General features: G+C 42.2%; 18 protein-coding genes and 2 pseudogenes. 16 read left to right on the top strand and 4 right to left on the bottom strand.

Annotation, left to right across the window (positions count from 1 at the left end):
- Position 1: 1 nt before the first annotated feature.
- Positions 2–1219, bottom strand: a complete 1218-nt coding sequence (locus ADJ77_RS09400; RefSeq protein WP_050696330.1) for a transposase — start codon at positions 1217–1219, stop codon at positions 2–4.
- Positions 1220–1544: 325 nt separating this feature from the next.
- Here ADJ77_RS09400 and map point away from each other — a divergent pair, with 325 nt between their 5' ends.
- The 6 genes from map to ADJ77_RS13440 all read left to right on the top strand — a co-directional run bounded on the left by map (position 1545) and on the right by ADJ77_RS13440 (position 4803).
- Complete coding sequence (gene map, locus ADJ77_RS09395) at positions 1545–2408, top strand: type I methionyl aminopeptidase (protein WP_050696329.1); 864 nt, start codon at positions 1545–1547, stop codon at positions 2406–2408.
- 36 nt (positions 2409–2444) lie between these two features.
- Complete coding sequence (gene tsaD, locus ADJ77_RS09390; protein WP_025079225.1) at positions 2445–3476, top strand: tRNA (adenosine(37)-N6)-threonylcarbamoyltransferase complex transferase subunit TsaD; 1032 nt, start codon at positions 2445–2447, stop codon at positions 3474–3476.
- A 36-nt stretch (positions 3477–3512) separates the two neighbouring features.
- Complete coding sequence (locus ADJ77_RS09385; RefSeq protein ID WP_025079226.1) at positions 3513–4016, top strand: CinA family protein; 504 nt, start codon at positions 3513–3515, stop codon at positions 4014–4016.
- A 125-nt stretch (positions 4017–4141) separates the two neighbouring features.
- Positions 4142–4405, top strand: a complete 264-nt coding sequence (gene rpmB / locus ADJ77_RS09380; RefSeq protein ID WP_008822408.1) for a 50S ribosomal protein L28 — start codon at positions 4142–4144, stop codon at positions 4403–4405.
- Positions 4406–4410: 5 nt separating this feature from the next.
- Entirely contained in the window at positions 4411–4599 is a 189-nt protein-coding gene (rpmG, locus tag ADJ77_RS09375; protein WP_025079227.1) for a 50S ribosomal protein L33, read from the top strand.
- Positions 4600–4644: 45 nt separating this feature from the next.
- Complete coding sequence (locus ADJ77_RS13440) at positions 4645–4803, top strand: DUF4295 domain-containing protein (RefSeq protein WP_004370499.1); 159 nt, start codon at positions 4645–4647, stop codon at positions 4801–4803.
- A 132-nt stretch (positions 4804–4935) separates the two neighbouring features.
- Here ADJ77_RS13440 and ADJ77_RS09370 read toward each other — a convergent pair.
- Positions 4936–5176 (bottom strand): annotated as a pseudogene (locus tag ADJ77_RS09370) (IS1634 family transposase); the annotation flags it as partial.
- Positions 5177–5842: 666 nt separating this feature from the next.
- Positions 5843–6352: a hypothetical protein gene (locus tag ADJ77_RS09365; protein WP_050696328.1), complete on the bottom strand. Its 510-nt coding sequence runs from the start codon at positions 6350–6352 to the stop codon at positions 5843–5845.
- Between the two features lie 407 nt (positions 6353–6759).
- Here ADJ77_RS09365 and gmd point away from each other — a divergent pair, with 407 nt between their 5' ends.
- The 9 genes and pseudogenes from gmd to trmB all read left to right on the top strand — a co-directional run bounded on the left by gmd (position 6760) and on the right by trmB (position 15163).
- Complete coding sequence (gene gmd / locus ADJ77_RS09360; RefSeq protein WP_025079197.1) at positions 6760–7851, top strand: GDP-mannose 4,6-dehydratase; 1092 nt, start codon at positions 6760–6762, stop codon at positions 7849–7851.
- 126 nt (positions 7852–7977) lie between these two features.
- Complete coding sequence (locus ADJ77_RS09355; RefSeq protein WP_025079198.1) at positions 7978–9180, top strand: GDP-L-fucose synthase family protein; 1203 nt, start codon at positions 7978–7980, stop codon at positions 9178–9180.
- Between the two features lie 81 nt (positions 9181–9261).
- Entirely contained in the window at positions 9262–11376 is a 2115-nt protein-coding gene (locus ADJ77_RS09350) for a prolyl oligopeptidase family serine peptidase (RefSeq protein ID WP_050696327.1), read from the top strand.
- 147 nt (positions 11377–11523) lie between these two features.
- Positions 11524–12288 (top strand): YaaA family protein, encoded by a 765-nt coding sequence (locus tag ADJ77_RS09345; RefSeq protein ID WP_025079199.1) that lies wholly within the window; start codon positions 11524–11526, stop codon positions 12286–12288.
- Positions 12289–12459: 171 nt separating this feature from the next.
- The gene (locus ADJ77_RS09340) at positions 12460–12657 is read left to right on the top strand and encodes a hypothetical protein (protein ID WP_025079200.1); all 198 of its coding nucleotides are present in this window, start codon (positions 12460–12462) and stop codon (positions 12655–12657) included.
- 283 nt (positions 12658–12940) lie between these two features.
- Positions 12941–13090, top strand: coding sequence for a hypothetical protein (locus ADJ77_RS13825; RefSeq protein WP_167336713.1), 150 nt, complete (start codon positions 12941–12943; stop codon positions 13088–13090).
- A 585-nt stretch (positions 13091–13675) separates the two neighbouring features.
- Positions 13676–13822, top strand: a pseudogene (locus ADJ77_RS14595) (IS1380 family transposase); the annotation flags it as partial.
- 29 nt (positions 13823–13851) lie between these two features.
- On the top strand, positions 13852–14247 hold the full coding sequence (locus tag ADJ77_RS14590) for a hypothetical protein (protein WP_025078970.1): 396 nt from the start codon (positions 13852–13854) through the stop codon (positions 14245–14247).
- Positions 14248–14365: 118 nt separating this feature from the next.
- On the top strand, positions 14366–15163 hold the full coding sequence (gene trmB, locus ADJ77_RS09330) for a tRNA (guanosine(46)-N7)-methyltransferase TrmB (RefSeq protein WP_050696326.1): 798 nt from the start codon (positions 14366–14368) through the stop codon (positions 15161–15163).
- Between the two features lie 834 nt (positions 15164–15997).
- On the opposite strand, the gene ADJ77_RS09325 is transcribed toward trmB, so the two are convergent.
- Positions 15998–16909 (bottom strand): DMT family transporter, encoded by a 912-nt coding sequence (locus ADJ77_RS09325; RefSeq protein WP_025078969.1) that lies wholly within the window; start codon positions 16907–16909, stop codon positions 15998–16000.
- Between the two features lie 542 nt (positions 16910–17451).
- Here ADJ77_RS09325 and ADJ77_RS09320 point away from each other — a divergent pair.
- On the top strand, positions 17452–18141 hold the full coding sequence (locus tag ADJ77_RS09320; RefSeq protein ID WP_025078968.1) for a peptidylprolyl isomerase: 690 nt from the start codon (positions 17452–17454) through the stop codon (positions 18139–18141).
- Positions 18142–18149 lie beyond the last annotated feature (8 nt).

The raw sequence follows: 18149 nt of genomic DNA, 5'->3' as shown, positions 1-18149 counted from the left end.
TTTATGCTGCTTCAGTATCGAAACTAAATATCTCATTAATACTTTCTTTATTTAATGTCGTGTTCGGGTTCTTCTCGAACACGTCAATAATTCGTTGCGCATAGTAGGCATTGACCATCTGCGCTTTAAGTCGACCGATGGACGTGCCAAGCTCCTTGCACATGATTTTGGCCACATTGAGTGCCGTGAATGAAGAGTTGAAGGCAAAGTCAAGTTTTCTCTTGTCGCGTGCCTGACAATCTGTAAGGCCGAGGAACTGCTTTGCGTCGCGAAAGCAGAACTCCTCTTGGAAACGTGTGGTGTAATACTCCACCACATCGCGTCCGTCCATGCTCTCATCCGTACAGAAATACAAGCGCCGACTGCCATTAGGCAACTCGTGGATGACAAGCGAAACGACCCTGTGCAAGGACTTGCACCATGCCTTGAGCGCATAGACCTTGCCGGAGGTCTCCTCCAGCTCAAGCATTTCGACTTTAGACATATCAATGTTCCTCACGTCAATCTTGTCACCTTTGACACGGGGACGGCCGGGCTTTCCCGTGGGTTCCCCGTCCCATGTGTAGAACAAGGCTGCGTCATGACGCAGGCGGCTCACAACATGGAATCCCATCTTCATTACCCTGTCGATGAAAGGTCTCTTGGAGAAGGCTGAGTCGGCGACAAGAACCTTGCAGATACGCTGTAAGGTTACCTTGTCGTCCTCCAACACCTTGGCATACCTGTCGTACAGGCTCATCTCTTTTTTCTCCCCGCCTTTTTCCAATGTGGTCTGCGCAGCCTTGAGCATCATGCACTCATGCAGGTCCACGTCTATCACACCGATGCCGAGGATCTCAAGACCGTGCTTTACCGCACCTGCACAGCCCGACCAGAACGTACCCACGTATGGGGTATGCTTCCCAGCCTTCTTGATGAAGATTGGGTCTATGACGATGGCATTGCGACCCTTGCCTTGTTTGAAGGCGAAAGCACTCAGCCACATATTCATCTCATGCCAGTTCACGCTACGCTCTGCCGTCTGCCGATAGCATTGCTCGCCACGATTGCCATAGCGTCCCATCTGCGTGAAATTGCATCTCCTTGGGATGACCATCAAAAGAAAAAGCATTTCCATGACGTTTGTCTGGATACTTTTGTTTAACTTTGCTCCATCTTCGGCACTAAATGCTGCTTTGCAGAGCTTCATATATCGGCTAATCAAATTGGTTGTCAGCATAAACTTTATTTTTTTTTTACATCTATAAAGTTACTGAAATTCAATGAGATAGCCGATTATATTATGTTATATATTGTTGTTTAATCTACTCTTTTTCAGATACTTATCATATTTGTTTTCTGCCACAATTTCTGTTGGCTTTTGGGTGAAAGATTCGCAAACCGCGAAAATTTAACGGACTATTGTTATGGAAGAAAGGACTTGAATTATTTTGTTATGTCTTTGAATTATAGTATTTTTGCAGAGACTAAGTAGGCATATAAGAAGATAAGTTTTTTTCTTATACTTGTTTGCTTTATAATTGCAATAAGATAATATTGATGATATGCAGTTGAAAAAGAAAAGATGGCATTGTCTTCCGGGACAGGAGCCTACCGATATGGATTTAAAGATAATGGCTCTCGAGAAGAAGGGCAAACTGGTTCCTACACGTGACATGATTAAGACACCTGAGCAGATTGAAGGTATCCGGAGAAGTGGAGTGGTCAATACTGGCTGTCTGGATGCTGTTGCTGATGCTATACATGTGGGAATGAACACACAGGAGATTGATGATATCTGCATGCAGTATTGCAAGGATCATAACGCAATCCCTGCCTGCCTGAATTATGAAGGATATCCTAAGAGCGTCTGCACAAGTATCAACGAGGTGGTATGCCATGGTGTTCCTAAGAAAGAAGACGTACTTCAAGAAGGTGACATCATCAATGTTGATATGACAACGATAGTTGATGGCTATTTTGCAGATGCAAGTCGTATGTTCATCGTTGGTGGAAAGACAACCCCGGAGAAGGAACGTTTGGTGCGTGTTGCTAAGGAATGCCTTGAGATAGGAGCTGAAGCAGCCAAGCCATATTGTTTTGTCGGTGATATAGGTCACGCTGTCCAGAAGCATGCCGAGAAGAACGGGTATGGTGTTGTTCGTGACCTTTGTGGTCATGGTGTAGGAGTTGAGTTCCACGAACAACCTGACATCGTTCACTTCGGGCATAGAGGTACTGGAATGTTACTTGTTCCAGGTATGGTGTTTACCATTGAGCCGATGATTAACATGGGAACTTGGAAAGTCTTTATTGATGCAGATGATCCATACGGTTGGGAAGTCATCACTGGTGACGAGAAGCCTTCTGCACAGTGGGAACATACCTTCCTGATGACAGAGCATGGATTGGAAATTCTGACACACTAATGTCCTTAGTTCTCTTCGGAGAGAATCTAACTGAAAATGGAAGAAAGAAATATATATATATTAGGCATAGAAAGCAGCTGTGACGATACAAGTGCTGCCGTGTTGAAGAATGGTGTGATTCTCAGTAATGTCACAGCCTCACAGGAGGTGCATAAGGCTTATGGAGGCGTTGTGCCGGAACTTGCTTCAAGGGCTCATCAGCAGAACGTGGTTCCTGTTGTTGACCAGGCTTTGAAGCGTGCAGGCATCACAAAGGAGCAACTGTCGGCGATAGCTTTCACACGTGGTCCCGGACTGATGGGTAGTCTGTTGGTAGGAGTGAACTTTGCAAAGGGTTTTGCACGTTCATTGGGTATTCCGATGATTGAGGTGAACCACTTGCAGGGGCATGTCATGGCGCACTTTATCAAGGAAACTGATGACGACAATCACATGCCTCCGTTCCCATTCATCTGTCTTTTGGTATCTGGTGGCAACTCCCAGATAGTCAAGGTGAATGCCTATAATGACATGGAGGTACTCGGTCAGACTATAGACGATGCGGCTGGTGAAGCGATTGACAAGTGTTCAAAGGTTATGGGGCTGGGGTATCCTGGTGGTCCTATCATTGACAGGTTGGCACGTCAGGGAGACCCGTTAGCGTATAAGTTTGCCGAACCTAATGTTGCAGGATTTGATTACTCTTTCTCGGGTCTAAAGACTTCGTTCTTGTACAACATGAGAAAGTGGGTAGAGGATGATCCAGATTTTATCGAGCATCATAAAGAAGATATTGCTGCCAGCCTTGAGCATGCTATTGTTGACATACTCATGAAGAAGTTGCGTTTAGCTGTTAAAGAAACTGGAATTAAGCATGTTGCTGTAGCTGGTGGAGTGTCGGCTAATAATGGTCTGCGTAATGCTTTCCATGATCATGCTGAGCGTTATGGCTGGACAATCTATATACCAAAGTTCAGTTATACAACTGATAATGCTGCCATGATTGCCAGTGTAGGAACATTCAAGTATAAGGACAACGACTTTACGCAGATGGATATCCCTGTGTTCAGTAAAGTAACCTTTGAGTAATAATAAAGTAAAAGCCCCTTATAAAGAATAAAGATTATGGATTTTGAAAGTAAGATTATATCTCGACAGATTGGTGACATCCTTTATGCTTCAGGACTAACAATTGGTACAGCAGAGAGTTGCACAGGTGGTCGTATCAGTGAGGCAATCATTGCCATTCCTGGTTCTTCTGATTATTATAAAGGTGGTGTCGTAGCCTATACCGATGAGGTTAAGGAAAAGTTACTCGGCGTTTCTCACGAAGTTCTTGAGGAACAGACAGCTGTCTCTGAGGAAGTTGCCCGTGAGATGGTTCTGGGTACCATTAAAGCAATCGGTGTGGATTTTGCAATCGCATCAACAGGTTTTGCAGGTCCTGGTGGTGGCACAAAGGATAATCCTGTAGGTACAATCTGGTTGGCTTATGGAAACAAGGATGAGGTAAGAACCTTCAAGCTCACAGAAGACTTTGGACGTGACATTAACCTTGCCATTGCAACTAATAAGGCTATTCGTTTGATGCTTGATTTCCTGAATGATATGGATATAAAGTCCGAATAAACCTGCAAAAAAGCTTAAAATCAGCAATTATCGTAGTGAAAGTTTTGCTTATTTGAAACTTTTTTGTAATTTTGCACCCTGTTTGGAATAGGTATCAATTAACGAATCACAAAACAAAGATAGAAATGTCTAAGATTTGTCAAATCACAGGAAAGAAGGCACAGCTCGGTTGTAATGTGTCTCACTCAAAGCACCGTACAAAGAGAAGCTTTGATGTTAACCTCTTCAGCAAGAAGTTCTACTATGTAGAGGAAGGTTGCTGGATTGAGCTGAAGATTAGTGCTGCTGGTCTTCGTCTTATTAACAAGGTAGGTCTTGATGCAGCTCTCAAGCAGGCTGTTTCCAAGGGTTATGTTGACTGGAAGGACATTAAGGTAATAGGAGACTAAATATCATGGCAAAAAAAGCTAAAGGAAACAGAGTCCAAGTTATCTTGGAATGTACCGAGATGAAGAATAGTGGTATGGCTGGTACAAGCCGTTACGTGACTACAAAGAATCGTAAGAATACTCCAGAGCGTCTTGAGCTCAAGAAGTATAATCCGGTTCTTAAGAAGGTAACTCTTCACAAGGAGATTAAGTAAGCTCGCTCACAAAGAGTATAGTTAATAGTTAAAACAGATTAAACTATGGCAAAGAAAGCGGTCGCTACCCTCCATGAAGGTTCAACGGATGGTCGCGCATATTCAAAGGTTATCAAGATGGTTAAGAGCCCTAAGACTGGCGCTTACGTTTTCGATGAGCAGATGGTCCCAAATGAGGCTGTCAAGGATTTCTTTAAGAATTAATTTCTATAAAGATATATTCAAAAAGACCGCAGGTTTTTCCTGCGGTCTTTTATTTTCTATACATATTTGATGGTTCATTATAAGCATTTTAATATTAGCCCAAGTTTAACACCTATCATCGTACAATCTCGCCGTAAGTCCCTCCGGCTGCTTGTCGAACAAAGGATTAGTGCCACTGTCCTTAAAACGCTCTGTCAATGCAAAAGCGATCTTCTGCACCTGCACGGCTGTGAGAGAAGGCTCAAAACCGATATTGATTAGGATGAGCGAATGTACATGTCCGGGCACATCACGGTATGACTTCTTAAGTCTATAATAAGGAACCCTTATTGCCGGTTGCCGGGTTAAAACGTGTCTGTACATTTGCGTGCATGGGTGCAAAGTAACAAAAAATTGGTTCTTCCGTTAAATGCATAGATTGGAAACAGAATAAAGGCTTATACACCTGCATGGTATGACTATCCAAAATCAGATGGTCTCACAAAAAGGGATAATGCACAAAATAAAAATGCAGAAAATGCTAACAGATGCTATGTCCTTTCGCCTTCTACAAACAACTTCTTCCCATATCACTCGATATTTGTAAACTATTTTCAAACTACTCAAAACCAATACATGGTCTATTGACTTTGAAAAGACGCCCAATTGGCTTGCAATAGATGCCCTTTTGAGGTCTAACTAACGCCCTTTTGAAGTCCAATTAAGCACCTTTTCTTGCACTGCGTTATAACTAACTGATTTACTGTTGGTTGCAGACTTGCTCTTTACACGTGTTTTAGCCTTTATCTGTAGGTGTTTTACTCGAAATTATGTCATGATTTTTCAATCCATTGTCTGCCTTTTCACAGTATTGACATGAAAAGGTTTTCTGTGTCGGAGGATGATAATAAAGTAGGTAGCCAAGACCGTCTTGGCTATGTTTTTATTTAATAATAACTCCGGTTCTTCCGTTAAAGCTATACGAAAAGTGTACACTCATTTAACGGATGAACCAAAAAATTGATATGCTGATGTCCTACAAATCAGATTTGGATCATCTTCAGAAAACGCTACATCTGATTATCAAACACTTAGGGTATTGGCAGTCCTCAAAACACCCTGAAAATTTATGAAAAATAATTTTGACCGTTAAACTTGGGTTAAGATGGAATCTCTTTTTTCCTCTGTGTATCGTCAATGATGTAGCATTTGCTATCCAATGGGGCTTCCGCATTATCGCCCAGAAGCGGCAGGCCATACTTAACAGGAGGATGCGCCAGTTCATCTCGCCACGGTTCGTGAGACGGTAGTAGCAGTTCTTTCCTGTTTCAAGCAAATCGTAGAAGCGGTCATTATATATACTTCCGACCGTCGTCTGATTGATGCGGAAAAGGATGAGCAAGAGAGTCAGCTGGACTATGTCTACACCACGCTTCTTGTCTAAGGAATGTCTGGACAGGACTCCGCCAAGGGCAAACTTGCCGAAGAGTGATAGAAAGGACCAGTTTGTTGCATTTTTAACACTTAGAACCCTCTCCAATTCCGAAATCTGTTGTATATTTGCATTCATAAATGTTATTATATTGTATATCAGATGTTTAGTAATACAAATATACAAAAAATAATCGACATTTCTTTATTTTTACGCCTCTATTTCAAAGACTTACGGTAAGGTTTTATACAAGTGGGAGATTTTAGTTAATAAGTAGTTGTTTTTTATTCCAACAGCTATAGATTGCATGCTTGTATTTTAATAATCTGTAACTGATACGAGAATTTGTGAAGCCACTCATAAAGTTTCACAGAAAAGGATTGCAACGTCTCATTTAAGCATATAATCTACTCATTCTACATTCTCTTAAAAGATATACAATACAATATATAAATATTATATTCATCGAAAATCTTTAAATATAAATTATAATTTGTATCTTTGTACCAATCATTAAGAAAATTATAAACGCTAAAAGAAATACAATGCAGAAAAAAGCACTTATTACAGGTATCACTGGTCAGGATGGTTCCTATTTGGCAGAGTTATTACTCGAAAAAGGTTATGATGTGCATGGTACAATCCGTCGTTCATCAGTAGATTTCCGTGAGCGAATTGCTCATTTGGAAGGACGTTCTAATTTCCATTTGCATTATGCCGACCTTGGCGACTCTATGAGTATCATCGGCGTAATCAGCAGAGTGCGTCCTGACGAGATTTACAACCTTGCAGCACAGAGTCACGTACAGGTTAGTTTCGACTCACCAGAGTTCACTGCTGACGTTGATGCTGTAGGTGTATTGCGTATCTTGGAGGCAGTTCGTCAGTTAGGTTTGACAGAGACTTGTCGTATCTACCAAGCTTCTACCTCTGAGCTATATGGTAAGGTTGAGGAAGTTCCACAAAATGAGAACACTCCATTCCACCCTTACAGCCCATACGCTGTAGCTAAGCAGTATGGTTTCTGGATTACAAAGGAATATCGTGAGGCTTACAATATGTATTGCTGCTCTGGTATTCTTTTCAACCATGAGAGTGAGCGTCGTGGCGAAACCTTTGTTACCCGTAAGATTACACTTGCTGCAGCACGCATCAAGCAGGGTAAGCAGGACAAGCTCTATTTGGGCAACCTCGGTTCGCTTCGTGACTGGGGATATGCTAAGGATTACGTAGAGTGTATGTGGTTGATTCTTCAGCAGGAGAAGCCAGAAGACTTCGTCATAGCTACCGGTGTTCAGCACAGCGTACGTGATTTCTGCTATTATGCTTTCAAGCGTGTAGGTATTGAGCTTGAATTCCAGGGTGAGGGTATGAACGAGAAGGGTATCGATAAGGTTACAGGAAAGGTTCTTATTGAGGTTAGTCCAGACTTCTATCGTCCTACTGATGTTGTTAACCTTTGGGGAGACCCAACAAAGGCAAAGGCGAAGCTCGGTTGGAATCCTAACAGCACCAGCTTTGAGGAACTTGTCAACATTATGGTGGACAGCGACATGGCTAAGGTTGCATCTGAAGGTGCAGCTGAAAAGGTTAGAACTAACCTTGCTGAGTATTTGGAGAAGGGTATCGTTAAGTAAAACTCTTTTTCCATCCCCCTCTTATGGTGAGGGGTAATTACCGCTTATGCTGATAGTTGGCGATTCCTTGTCATCGCTTACTATCAGCTATTATTACTTTTTATAGTCTATTCGACAAAATATGCAATGAACAAAAATAGTAAGATATACATCGCTGGACACAACGGATTGGTTGGTTCAGCAATATGGAACAACCTCCTTCAGCGAGGATATAAGAATCTTGTTGGACGAAGTCATAAAGAACTGGATTTAACAGACCAGCAGGCTGTAAAGTGTTTCTTTGATGAAGAGAAACCTGATGCAGTTGTTCTCGCAGCTGCTTTCGTAGGAGGTATTATGGCAAACTTCCTCTATCGCGCAGACTTCATCATGCAGAACATGAAGATGCAGTGCAATGTCATTGAGCAAAGTTACCTTCATGGAGTAGAGAAACTTCTCTTTCTTGGTAGTACATGTATCTATCCAAAGGATGCTCCACAGCCAATGCGGGAGGATGCACTGCTGACTTCCCCATTGGAGTATAGCAATGAGGAGTATGCTATTGCCAAGATTGCTGGACTGAAGATGTGTGAGAGCTACAACCTTCAGTATGGTACTAATTACATAGCAGTCATGCCAACAAACCTCTATGGTCCTAATGATAATTTCCATTTGGAGAACTCTCATGTAATGCCAGCTATGATGCGTAAGATTTATCTTGCTAAGCTTATTCATGAGGATGACTGGGATGCTATCCGTAACGATATGGCTAAGCGTCCAATTAACCCAACCGATAAGCTGCGTGCTGAGATTGGTGAGGGTAATGTTGATGGTAAGAATACAGAGGAGCGTATCTTGAAAGCACTTGCTTTCTATGGCATCGAGAATAACAAAGTAACCCTATGGGGTGACGGTAGTCCACTACGCGAATTCCTTTGGAGTGAGGATATGGCTGATGCCAGTGTTCATGTCCTGCTGAATGTAGACTTCAAGGACATCATCGGCATTGAGAAGTATTCAAGTGTTTTCTATGGTGCAAAGATTGACGGAGCAGTTGACCGCAATAATTCTGAAGGTCGTGGTGGTGCCATACCATCATTGGGCGAAATTCGTAACTGCCACATCAATGTTGGTACAGGCAAGGAGCTTACCATCAAGGAACTTGCTGAACTTGTTAAGAAGACTGTTCGCTTTGAAGGAGACATTGTCTGGGATGCTGAGAAACCAAATGGCACTCCTCGCAAACTCATTGATGTAGAGAAACTACACAGTCTCGGCTGGACGCACAAAGTAGAAATCGGAGCTGGTGTTGAGAAACTCTACGAGTGGTATCAAGAAAGTTTGAAATAGGTTTCCTATCAGGCTAATTGGGCTTATTAGCCTAATTAGCCCAATTCACAAACAACTAACATTCATTCAAATCTTTACTATATGAAGAAACAAGTATTACTGACCGCAGCATTATTGTCTGCTACAAGCATTATGGCACAGAAGCTGGCGTATCCACAAGCTCCAAAGGATGGCACTGTAGACACCTATTTCGGTGTTCAGATTGCCGATCCTTATCGCCCGTTAGAGAATGACAGTTCTAAAGCTACAGCTGAATGGGTAGCTGCTGAGAACAAGGTAACACAGGAATATCTTTCTCGTATTCCGTTCCGTGGGAAACTTCTGAAACGTATGAAGGAATTGGCAAATTATGAGAAAGTATCAGCTCCTTCCTATATTAAACCCATAGATAAGTGGCTTTTCTACAAGAATGACGGTCTACAGAACCAAAGCGTACTCTATATAATGGACCGCCTTGGAGACGAGAAGAACGCACGTGTATTCCTTAATCCCAATCAATTGTCGACAGATGGAACCGTTGCGTTGAAGGGAATCTACTTCTCTCATAACGGCAAGTATGCTGCTTACGCTATTTCACGCAGTGGAAGTGACTGGCAGGAATTCTATGTTATGGATGCCAAGACTGGAAAACTTCTTGATGACCACATCACTTGGGCAAAGTTCTCTGGTGCAGCGTGGCAAGGTGATGGCTTCTATTATAGTTCCTATGACACACCACAGAAAGGACATGAGTTCAGTAATGTGAATTCAGTCCAGAAGATTTACTATCACAAGATTGGCACCCCACAGTCTGAAGATGTCCTCTTCTATCAGAATCCGGCAAACCCTATGCGCTTCTATTCTGTCAGCGTCAATGAAGAAGAAACGATGATGTTCCTCTATGAAAGCGGTGCAGGCTCCGGTAACACAGTCTACGTGCGTGACCTCCGCCAGCCTGACAGCCAGTTTATCCAGATGACTTCCAATCTTGATCTGCAGTATAATCTTGTTGAGACCATCGGTGATAAAATGTACTTCCTTACCAATGATGGTGCACCGAAGAACCGACTCATGGTTGCCGACCTCAAGCACCCTGGTTTCAGCGATTGGAAGACACTTGTGCCAGAGTCCAAGGATATGCTTGAAGGTGTTACTTTCGCTGATGGCAAGATAATACTCACCTATATGAAAGATGCATCCAGCCACGTCTATGTTTATTCTATGGATGGAAAGCAACTCTCTGAGATTAAACTGCCGACATTGGGTAGTGCTGGTTTCTATGGTGAGAAAGACCGCAAAGAAGTTTTCTATTCTTTCTCTTCATTCACTGTACCAACCACTATCTACCAGTATGACCTCAGCACAGCCAACAGCAAGGTTTATGCTGCTCCAAAGGTCAAGTTCAAAGAGTCTGATTATGTATGCGAGCAGGTATTCTATCCAAGTAAGGATGGCACTAAGATACCACTCTTCATCACTTACAAGAAAGGCTTAAAGCGTAATGGCAAGAACCCAGTATTTCTCTATGGTTATGGTGGTTTCAGCATAGCCATGTCTCCATATTTCTCATCCATCCGTATTCCTTTCATTGAGAATGGTGGAATCTATGCACAGGCTTGCCTACGTGGTGGAAGCGAATATGGAGAGGAGTGGCACATTGCAGGTACAAAGATGCAGAAGCAGAATGTTTTTAATGATTTCATTTCTGCTGGAGAATGGCTTATCGAGAACAAATATACAAGCAAGGACTACCTCGCCATCGTAGGCGGTTCAAATGGTGGGTTGCTCGTAGGTGCCTGTATGACACAACGTCCTGACCTCTTCAAGGTATGTATCCCACAGGTAGGTGTAATGGATATGTTGCGCTATCATAAGTTTACTATCGGTTGGAACTGGGCACCAGACTACGGAACAAGTGCAGAATCAAAGGAGATGTTCGATTATCTTCGTGCTTACTCTCCACTCCACAACCTCCGTCCTGGCACAAAATATCCAGCTACACTGGTAACAACTGCCGACCATGATGACCGCGTTGTACCTGCTCACTCTTTCAAGTTTGCAGCTACCCTACAGGCAGCCAATGCTGCCGACACTCCGACGCTCATCCGCATTGATACCAAAGCGGGACATGGAAGTGGTAAGCCATTGTCTAAGCAATTAGAAGAACAGGCTGATATCTATGGCTTCATCCTTTATAATATGGGATTGAAATATTAAAAGTTCAGAGGAGTTATACCGCCTTGCTACAGTAGGGACTGCTTACAGCAGGCAAGGACTTAACTCCTCCAGCTGTTAAAATCATAGCAAGTATAAAAATATTATCTTAACTCTATTTCACTCCTTAACTCCTAAGATTCTAATCAAATGCAGATACTATTAGCATCCGCTAAGATAATGAACAGTGCCACAACGGTACATACTCCCGACACTCACCTGCCTCGTTTCCAAAAGGAAGCGGGGCAGCTGGCGTTAGAACTGGGTGAACTTTCCGTCGAAGACCTTGCCAAAACCATTCCATGTAATGAAAAGATAGCACTTGAGAACAAACTGCGCTATCAGGACTTCTTCAATGAGGAATCATTTATCCCAGCCCTCCTTGCCTACTACGGGCAGGCATATAAATGTCTCAAGGCGCAGGATTTTAGCCAAGAGGACTTCCGTTATGCTGACAAACACCTCTGGATAACAAGTTTTCTCTATGGTCTCTTACGTCCATTAGACCTTATTCATCCATATCGTCTCGAGGGTAAAGCCAAACTTCCCTCAGCAGAAGGGAAAAATATGTTTGCGTATTGGAAGCCTCACCTCACAGATATACTCATCGAAACTGTGAAAGCTGATGATGGTATCCTTGTACATCTGGCTACAGAAGAGTTCCAGCATCTATTCGACTGGAAACGACTTTTAAAGGAGGTACATGTCATCCAGCCGCTCTTTATGGTAGATCAAGGTATCCGTCTGAAGGCTGTTAGCGTCTATGCCAAGAGCTGTCGTGGTGCGATGACAAGCTATATACTCCGCAACCAACTTACATCACCCTATAATCTCCTTGGTTTCGAGTATGATAGTTTTCTATATCATAAAGACTATGGAGATGAAGCACATCCGCACTTTATATTAAAACCTTAATCCCTTTGATATAGGAAGAAACAGTCAGCAAGAACATATCCTCCTTCTCAAAAGGGCAAAACATGGCTTGCTCATACAGTATTGAAAAAATATATATTAAGGCAGAATGTGTACAATGACTCATAGATATACATATCATAAAAGTTCAAAATATAAAATGAAAAGTTAATTATGTCAATAGAAGAATATCGTCATCAAATTCTCATAATTTTGCTTGCTAAGACCAATGTCAGTGGTGAGTTTCGTTTTGATAAATTATCAGCTAAGGAACTTCTTAATCAACTCTCAGATGAAGAACTGGAAGAGGGAATGCAGTTCAACACCCCTGAAGATGTAGCAGACTTGTTGTCAGAGATTGGAAAACTCTAAACTATATTTTCATAACAGCCCTCGTTTGTCTTTCTTTTGCTAAAGTAGATAGACTAATGAGGGCTTTTCATACTTGACAATATTCATTAAGCTTAGAATAAACATGAAATAAAGACATCATTATAAACACATAAAACTGTGGATAACCTAATAAATTACCAACTTATATTTGATGATATTACTGTCTGATAAAATAAGGCTCAATTGACGTGCAACTAAGGCTTATTTGAACGCTTAAAGGGCGTTAGTTCGAACGCTGGCTTTGAAAAAACTTACTGAATCCATGTTGGACAGACGCGGATGCAGCAGCAAGGCTTTCAGCCATGGAAGCATCCTGGGTTCTCTCTTCTTCAGCTATCTTTGTGGTGGAGAATGTCTTGAGGACATCAATGCGCTTACAGGACCATTAAATGCGTGGATGTTTTTCGTATAGCTTTAACGGAAGAACCGAAGTTATGCATTATACAAAAAGACAGCCAAGACGGTCTTGGCTACCTACTTTATTATCATCCTCCCATGCAGAAAACCTTTTCATTTTAATACTTTGAAACCGCAGACAATAGATTGAAAAATCATGACATAATTTCGGATAAAATACCTACAGATAAAGGCAAAAATACGTGTAAAAAGCAAGTTTGCAACCAACAGTAAATCAGTTAGTTATAAAGCAGTGCAAGAATAGGTGCTTAATTGGACTTCAAAAGGGCGTCAGTTAGACCTCAAAAGGGCGTCTATTGCAAGCCAATTGGGCGTCTTTTCAAAGCCAAAAGACCATGTATTGGTTTTGGGTTGCATGAAAATAGTTTACAAACATTGGGTGATATGGGAAAAAGTTGTTTGTAGAAGACGGAAGGACATGGTAAGTATTTGCCTTTTCTGCATTCTTATCTTGTGCTTTATCCCTTTTTGTGAGATCGTCTGTTTTGGGATAGTCATACCAGACAGGTGTATAAGCCTTTGTTCTGTTTCCTATCTACGCATTTAACGGGAGAGCCTTATAAAGGCGGGCAGCCATGTTGACCTGGGCTTTGACCACCAGTTTGTTCCAGTCCACAAGTTCGATGCAAAGTATTCCTACAGGCAGGACCATGGTTATTTCCCGGGCTGGGCTTCCATCGGGAGCATCATAGTCGGAGGTGAGAACCGTGACGGAAACACCAATGTGAATAACTGGAACATCAGCCCTTTTCCCCCATGGCTGAGAACATGGCTTTCATGATGGTTACCGCCATGCTGAAGAACTTCTATCTCTACCTCGTCCGCCATATCAGCGAAAAGGTCAAGCCGTTGAAAAAGACAAGCAGGCTGAAAGCCTTTATCCTGCATTTTGTCAGCGTGCCGGCAAAATGGGTGAGAACAGGAAGACAGAACGTTCTGAACCTGTATACAAATAAAGCATACTATTCTGAAGTATTCCTTGAACAAGCAGCATTTCTTTGTGGTTCTCATATCCCCCATTGGTTTGGGTGGGGGATTCCATGCTTCGGCAAGACCCAGGAAGCCCCGAAAATCCTCATAACAACACATAGAGCCGAAAAAGACATCTCAACATATAAAATCGCCTCACAAGGAAAAACGCTGCGGAATTGAGACCGTATGGTGCAAAGATAATGATTTTTTTCAAATGTATGCTTATCTATAAAGATGATTTGAATTTAATACGACATACACTCTTTTAATTCTTTATTTTTGTTGTACCTTTGCACCTATGAGTAAAGGTAAGTTACAGAAATTTGCAGAGATGGAGACGTTCAAGAACATCTTTCAGTATCCTTTCAGCGTAATCAGTGAGATTCCGTTCGAGATGAAAGGGCATTGGCGTGAACAGTATTTCCATAATGACAACCCGATTCTACTTGAGTTGGGGTGCGGAAAAGGTGAATATACTGTCGGACTTGCACGTGTTTACCCGAACATCAACTTTATCGGTGTCGACATCAAGGGCGCACGTATCTATACCGGTGCCAAACAGGCACTGGGTGAAGGATTGGAGAATGTAGCCTTCCTGCGCACAAGTATTGAGATTATCGACCGTTTTTTCGGTGAAGATGAGGTGCAGGAAATATGGCTTACTTTCTCGGATCCACAGATGAAGAACGCACATAAGCGACTGACTTCCACTTTCTTCATGAATCGTTATCGTCATTTCCTGGTGGACAATGGTATCGTTCATCTGAAAACTGATTCTAATTTCCTCTTCACTTATACTACATATATGGTCAATGTGAACCATCTTCCTGTTCTCTTCCGTACAGAAGACCTTTATGGGAATGAACTGGGGGAGGCTAGTGTGGATGAGGCTAAAATGGACGAGAAGACACGTGAGATTCTTGGTATACACACCTATTACGAAAATCAGTGGATTGAACGCGGACTGAATATCAAGTACATGAAGTTCCTGTTGCCAAGAGTGGGCGAACTCGCTGAACCGGATGTTGAGATTGAACTTGATGATTACCGGTCATACAAGCGTCCAAAACGCAGTGGATTGACTACAAGCAAATAAGCGGAAGTAGCTTTTTCAATATCTTGGGGGAAGAATTTGGTGAGAAGCCACATGAACATCATTCTCTAAAGGTGAGAATTTTATACTCAAATCCTGTTCCATTCTATTCAGGCTGGAACATCTTTGGACACTTTGTCCAGCTTAAGAAATGTCAACCATACTGTTAATTGGCAATCCGTAGGGATGTACAAGCTGTGCATTCTTGCGGATTGTCACTTTATCATTTCGGGAAGACTGCATCAAAAAGAGTTCAGAACTTGGTTTGAAGAAATGGCAAAAACAGGAAATGTAAAGGTGGTATTTTTGAAATCTGTAACGGTATTATGACATTTATTCTTCCTCCTTCGGGAAAGGTGAAAAGGAGATAGTGAGAGGAATTCATAACACTTTTGACAAAATATTTCTTCTTCCATAAAACTACTGATGCTTAATTGCATTCAAACTAAGCACTAATTGACGTCCAATAGATGCTTAGTTGACGTCCAAGTAAGGCTTAATTGAAGTCAAATTAAGCACCACTTTATAAGTTTTATATCATACAAGTTGATTAAATGATAGTTACATAGCGCAAGACCTACTCGGTCTTACATCTGTTTTCAATGTGAGCATCCAATATTATCCGTCTTGGCACTTTATACCCCCTTATATGACTGGTTTCATATAAGGGGGCTATATTATTGCTGTTGTGAGAATGATAATAGACGTAAACTTTGCGGTTGTGTCTGTATGCTTCTGAGAGATACAAAGATAGAAAAGCAGTCTGACTATGTGTTGAGAGCTTCCGCCTTTTTCCCATTCGGGTGCTGACCATCGAATTGACGAGTTTGGAGGGTTCTAGCTTTTGTTGATAATGTATATTCCTCCGGCTGCCAATGCCCCTGCTATTGCATACTTAATATAAAAGGTTTCGTTGAGGCAAAGGCAGGAGGTGACTGCCCCGACAACAGGAATGAGGGAATTATAGATGGCAACTTTACCGACAGGGTTGCAGGTTAGCAGTTTGTTGTAGAGTGTAAAACCGAGTGTACTGATGGCTATAAGCAGCAGAAGACACGTAATTCCCAAGATGGATATCTGCGGAAGTTCGCCACCCATGAGAAGACCGGGGACAATCAGCAACGCACCACCTATTGCCAGACTGTAGCCAGTGCCGACAAATACGTCAACACGTTTGCCTAATCCCCGTGTGAGCAAAGAAGCTGCTGCACCGCAAAGGGCATTGAGAATAATCATTCCATCACCTAACCAAGTGAACTGTCCGCTCTCTGCGCCACCTAAATTCAGTGAGAGGATACCTGCAAAACCCACAACACAACCTATGACTTTCTTCACGGTCATGCGGTCGCTTTTGAAGAAAGTACAAGCGAAGATGACCACAGAGAAAACACTCAATGAGTTGAGAATTGCTGCCCGGGAACCTTCGCTGTGTGAGAGTCCGAAGTAGAAGAAGGCATAATGCAGCGTGGTATTCATCATGCAGAAGAGCAGAATATACCACCAGTCGACAGGTTTTCTTACTTTGAAGTCCCGTTTTTTAGCACTCGCCATTCCCAGGACAATCAGTCCGGAGAGACAGAAACGGATGCCTGCAAAAAGCATTTTCGAGCCTGTCATGTCAGATGTAATAGCAAATTCTGCAAATCCTAACTTGATTAGTGGATAAGCCCATCCCCACGCTATAGCAGCAGTGAGGGCAAATACAGTTACCCATAGCGGGCGTTGGAATATACTGTTTGTTTGTGTCATTTTCTTTTTTCTATACTTGACAGGCGTTAAGTTGGGGGACATCATTAAACGCATATACACATCTTTCTTATTTTTGTCCTTGTTTCACCTGTTATCTTCAGTCCGTTTTTTCTTCATTCCCCATTGTTCATCAGTCATATAGCTTCCTATATGTTTTCTTCAAACTGGCAGACTAACAGAAATAATGGTATGAATATACTTGGTAATCGCTCATGAACACCTAATCTTAACTCATTGAAATCCAGTTGTCAATAAAGGTTTTTACTCCTTTGTTCCAGTCTTGCAAATATATTATCAGCGAATTATTTACATGAAAAGAAATCCTTTTCTTCATGAAAAAAAATCTTTTTCTTCATGAAAAGAAATTATTTTTATCGTGAAGATAATTCGCTGTAGATACCTGTTAGAATCTTTATTCAGCGTGCAAAGGTACGTTCTTTCCTTGATATATGTGTGCTCTCAACAACTTTTTTATAGCTTTTCAATTAGGATATTTGTTCTTAAATGTTTATCTTTGCCGAGAATTAATATTTATGAAAAAGATGAAGAAGATATTATATTCACTTTTCCTGGCTCTGATAGCAGCCAATATACAGGCACAGACGCAGATAGATACGCTGCGTCATGAGGTGTTGTTGGAAACGGATAGCGGAAATATCCGTATCCAGCTTTATAATGAAACGCCACTCCATCGTGACAACTTCCTAAGGTTGGTGCGCAGTGGAGCCTACGATGGTGTGTTGTTCCACCGTGTCATAAAGGACTTTATGATACAAACGGGCGACATGGGGTCGAAGACGGCAAAGCCGGGACAGGCTTTGGGTGATACGCCTGAAAGTTATTCGCTTCCTGCAGAGATTCATTATCCTGAACTGTTGCACCGCCGTGGCGCAGTTGCAGCAGCACGTGAGGGCGATGATGTCAATCCGAAGCGGGAGTCATCAGCCTCACAGTTTTATATAGTATGGGGAATAAGGTTTTCAGACGGACAGCTCGATTGGGCACAGGAACGACTGAATGCACATACAGACAGTACGGTGCAGATGACGCCTGAGGTGCGTAGGATATATAAAGAGGTGGGAGGTACGCCTCATCTGGACGGACAATACACGGTTTTCGGACAGGTACTTGAGGGGATGGATGTCGTTGAACATATCCAGCAGCAGCCTGTTGATGCGAATGACCGACCGCTCACGGATGTCCATGTTCGTAAGGCAAGTGTTTTGAAGTAAAGTTAATA

The organism is Prevotella fusca JCM 17724, assembly GCF_001262015.1.
Classification (GTDB): domain Bacteria; phylum Bacteroidota; class Bacteroidia; order Bacteroidales; family Bacteroidaceae; genus Prevotella; species Prevotella fusca.
Note: the sequence above shows the minus strand (reverse complement) of the source record. Positions and strands in the feature narration are given on the sequence as shown.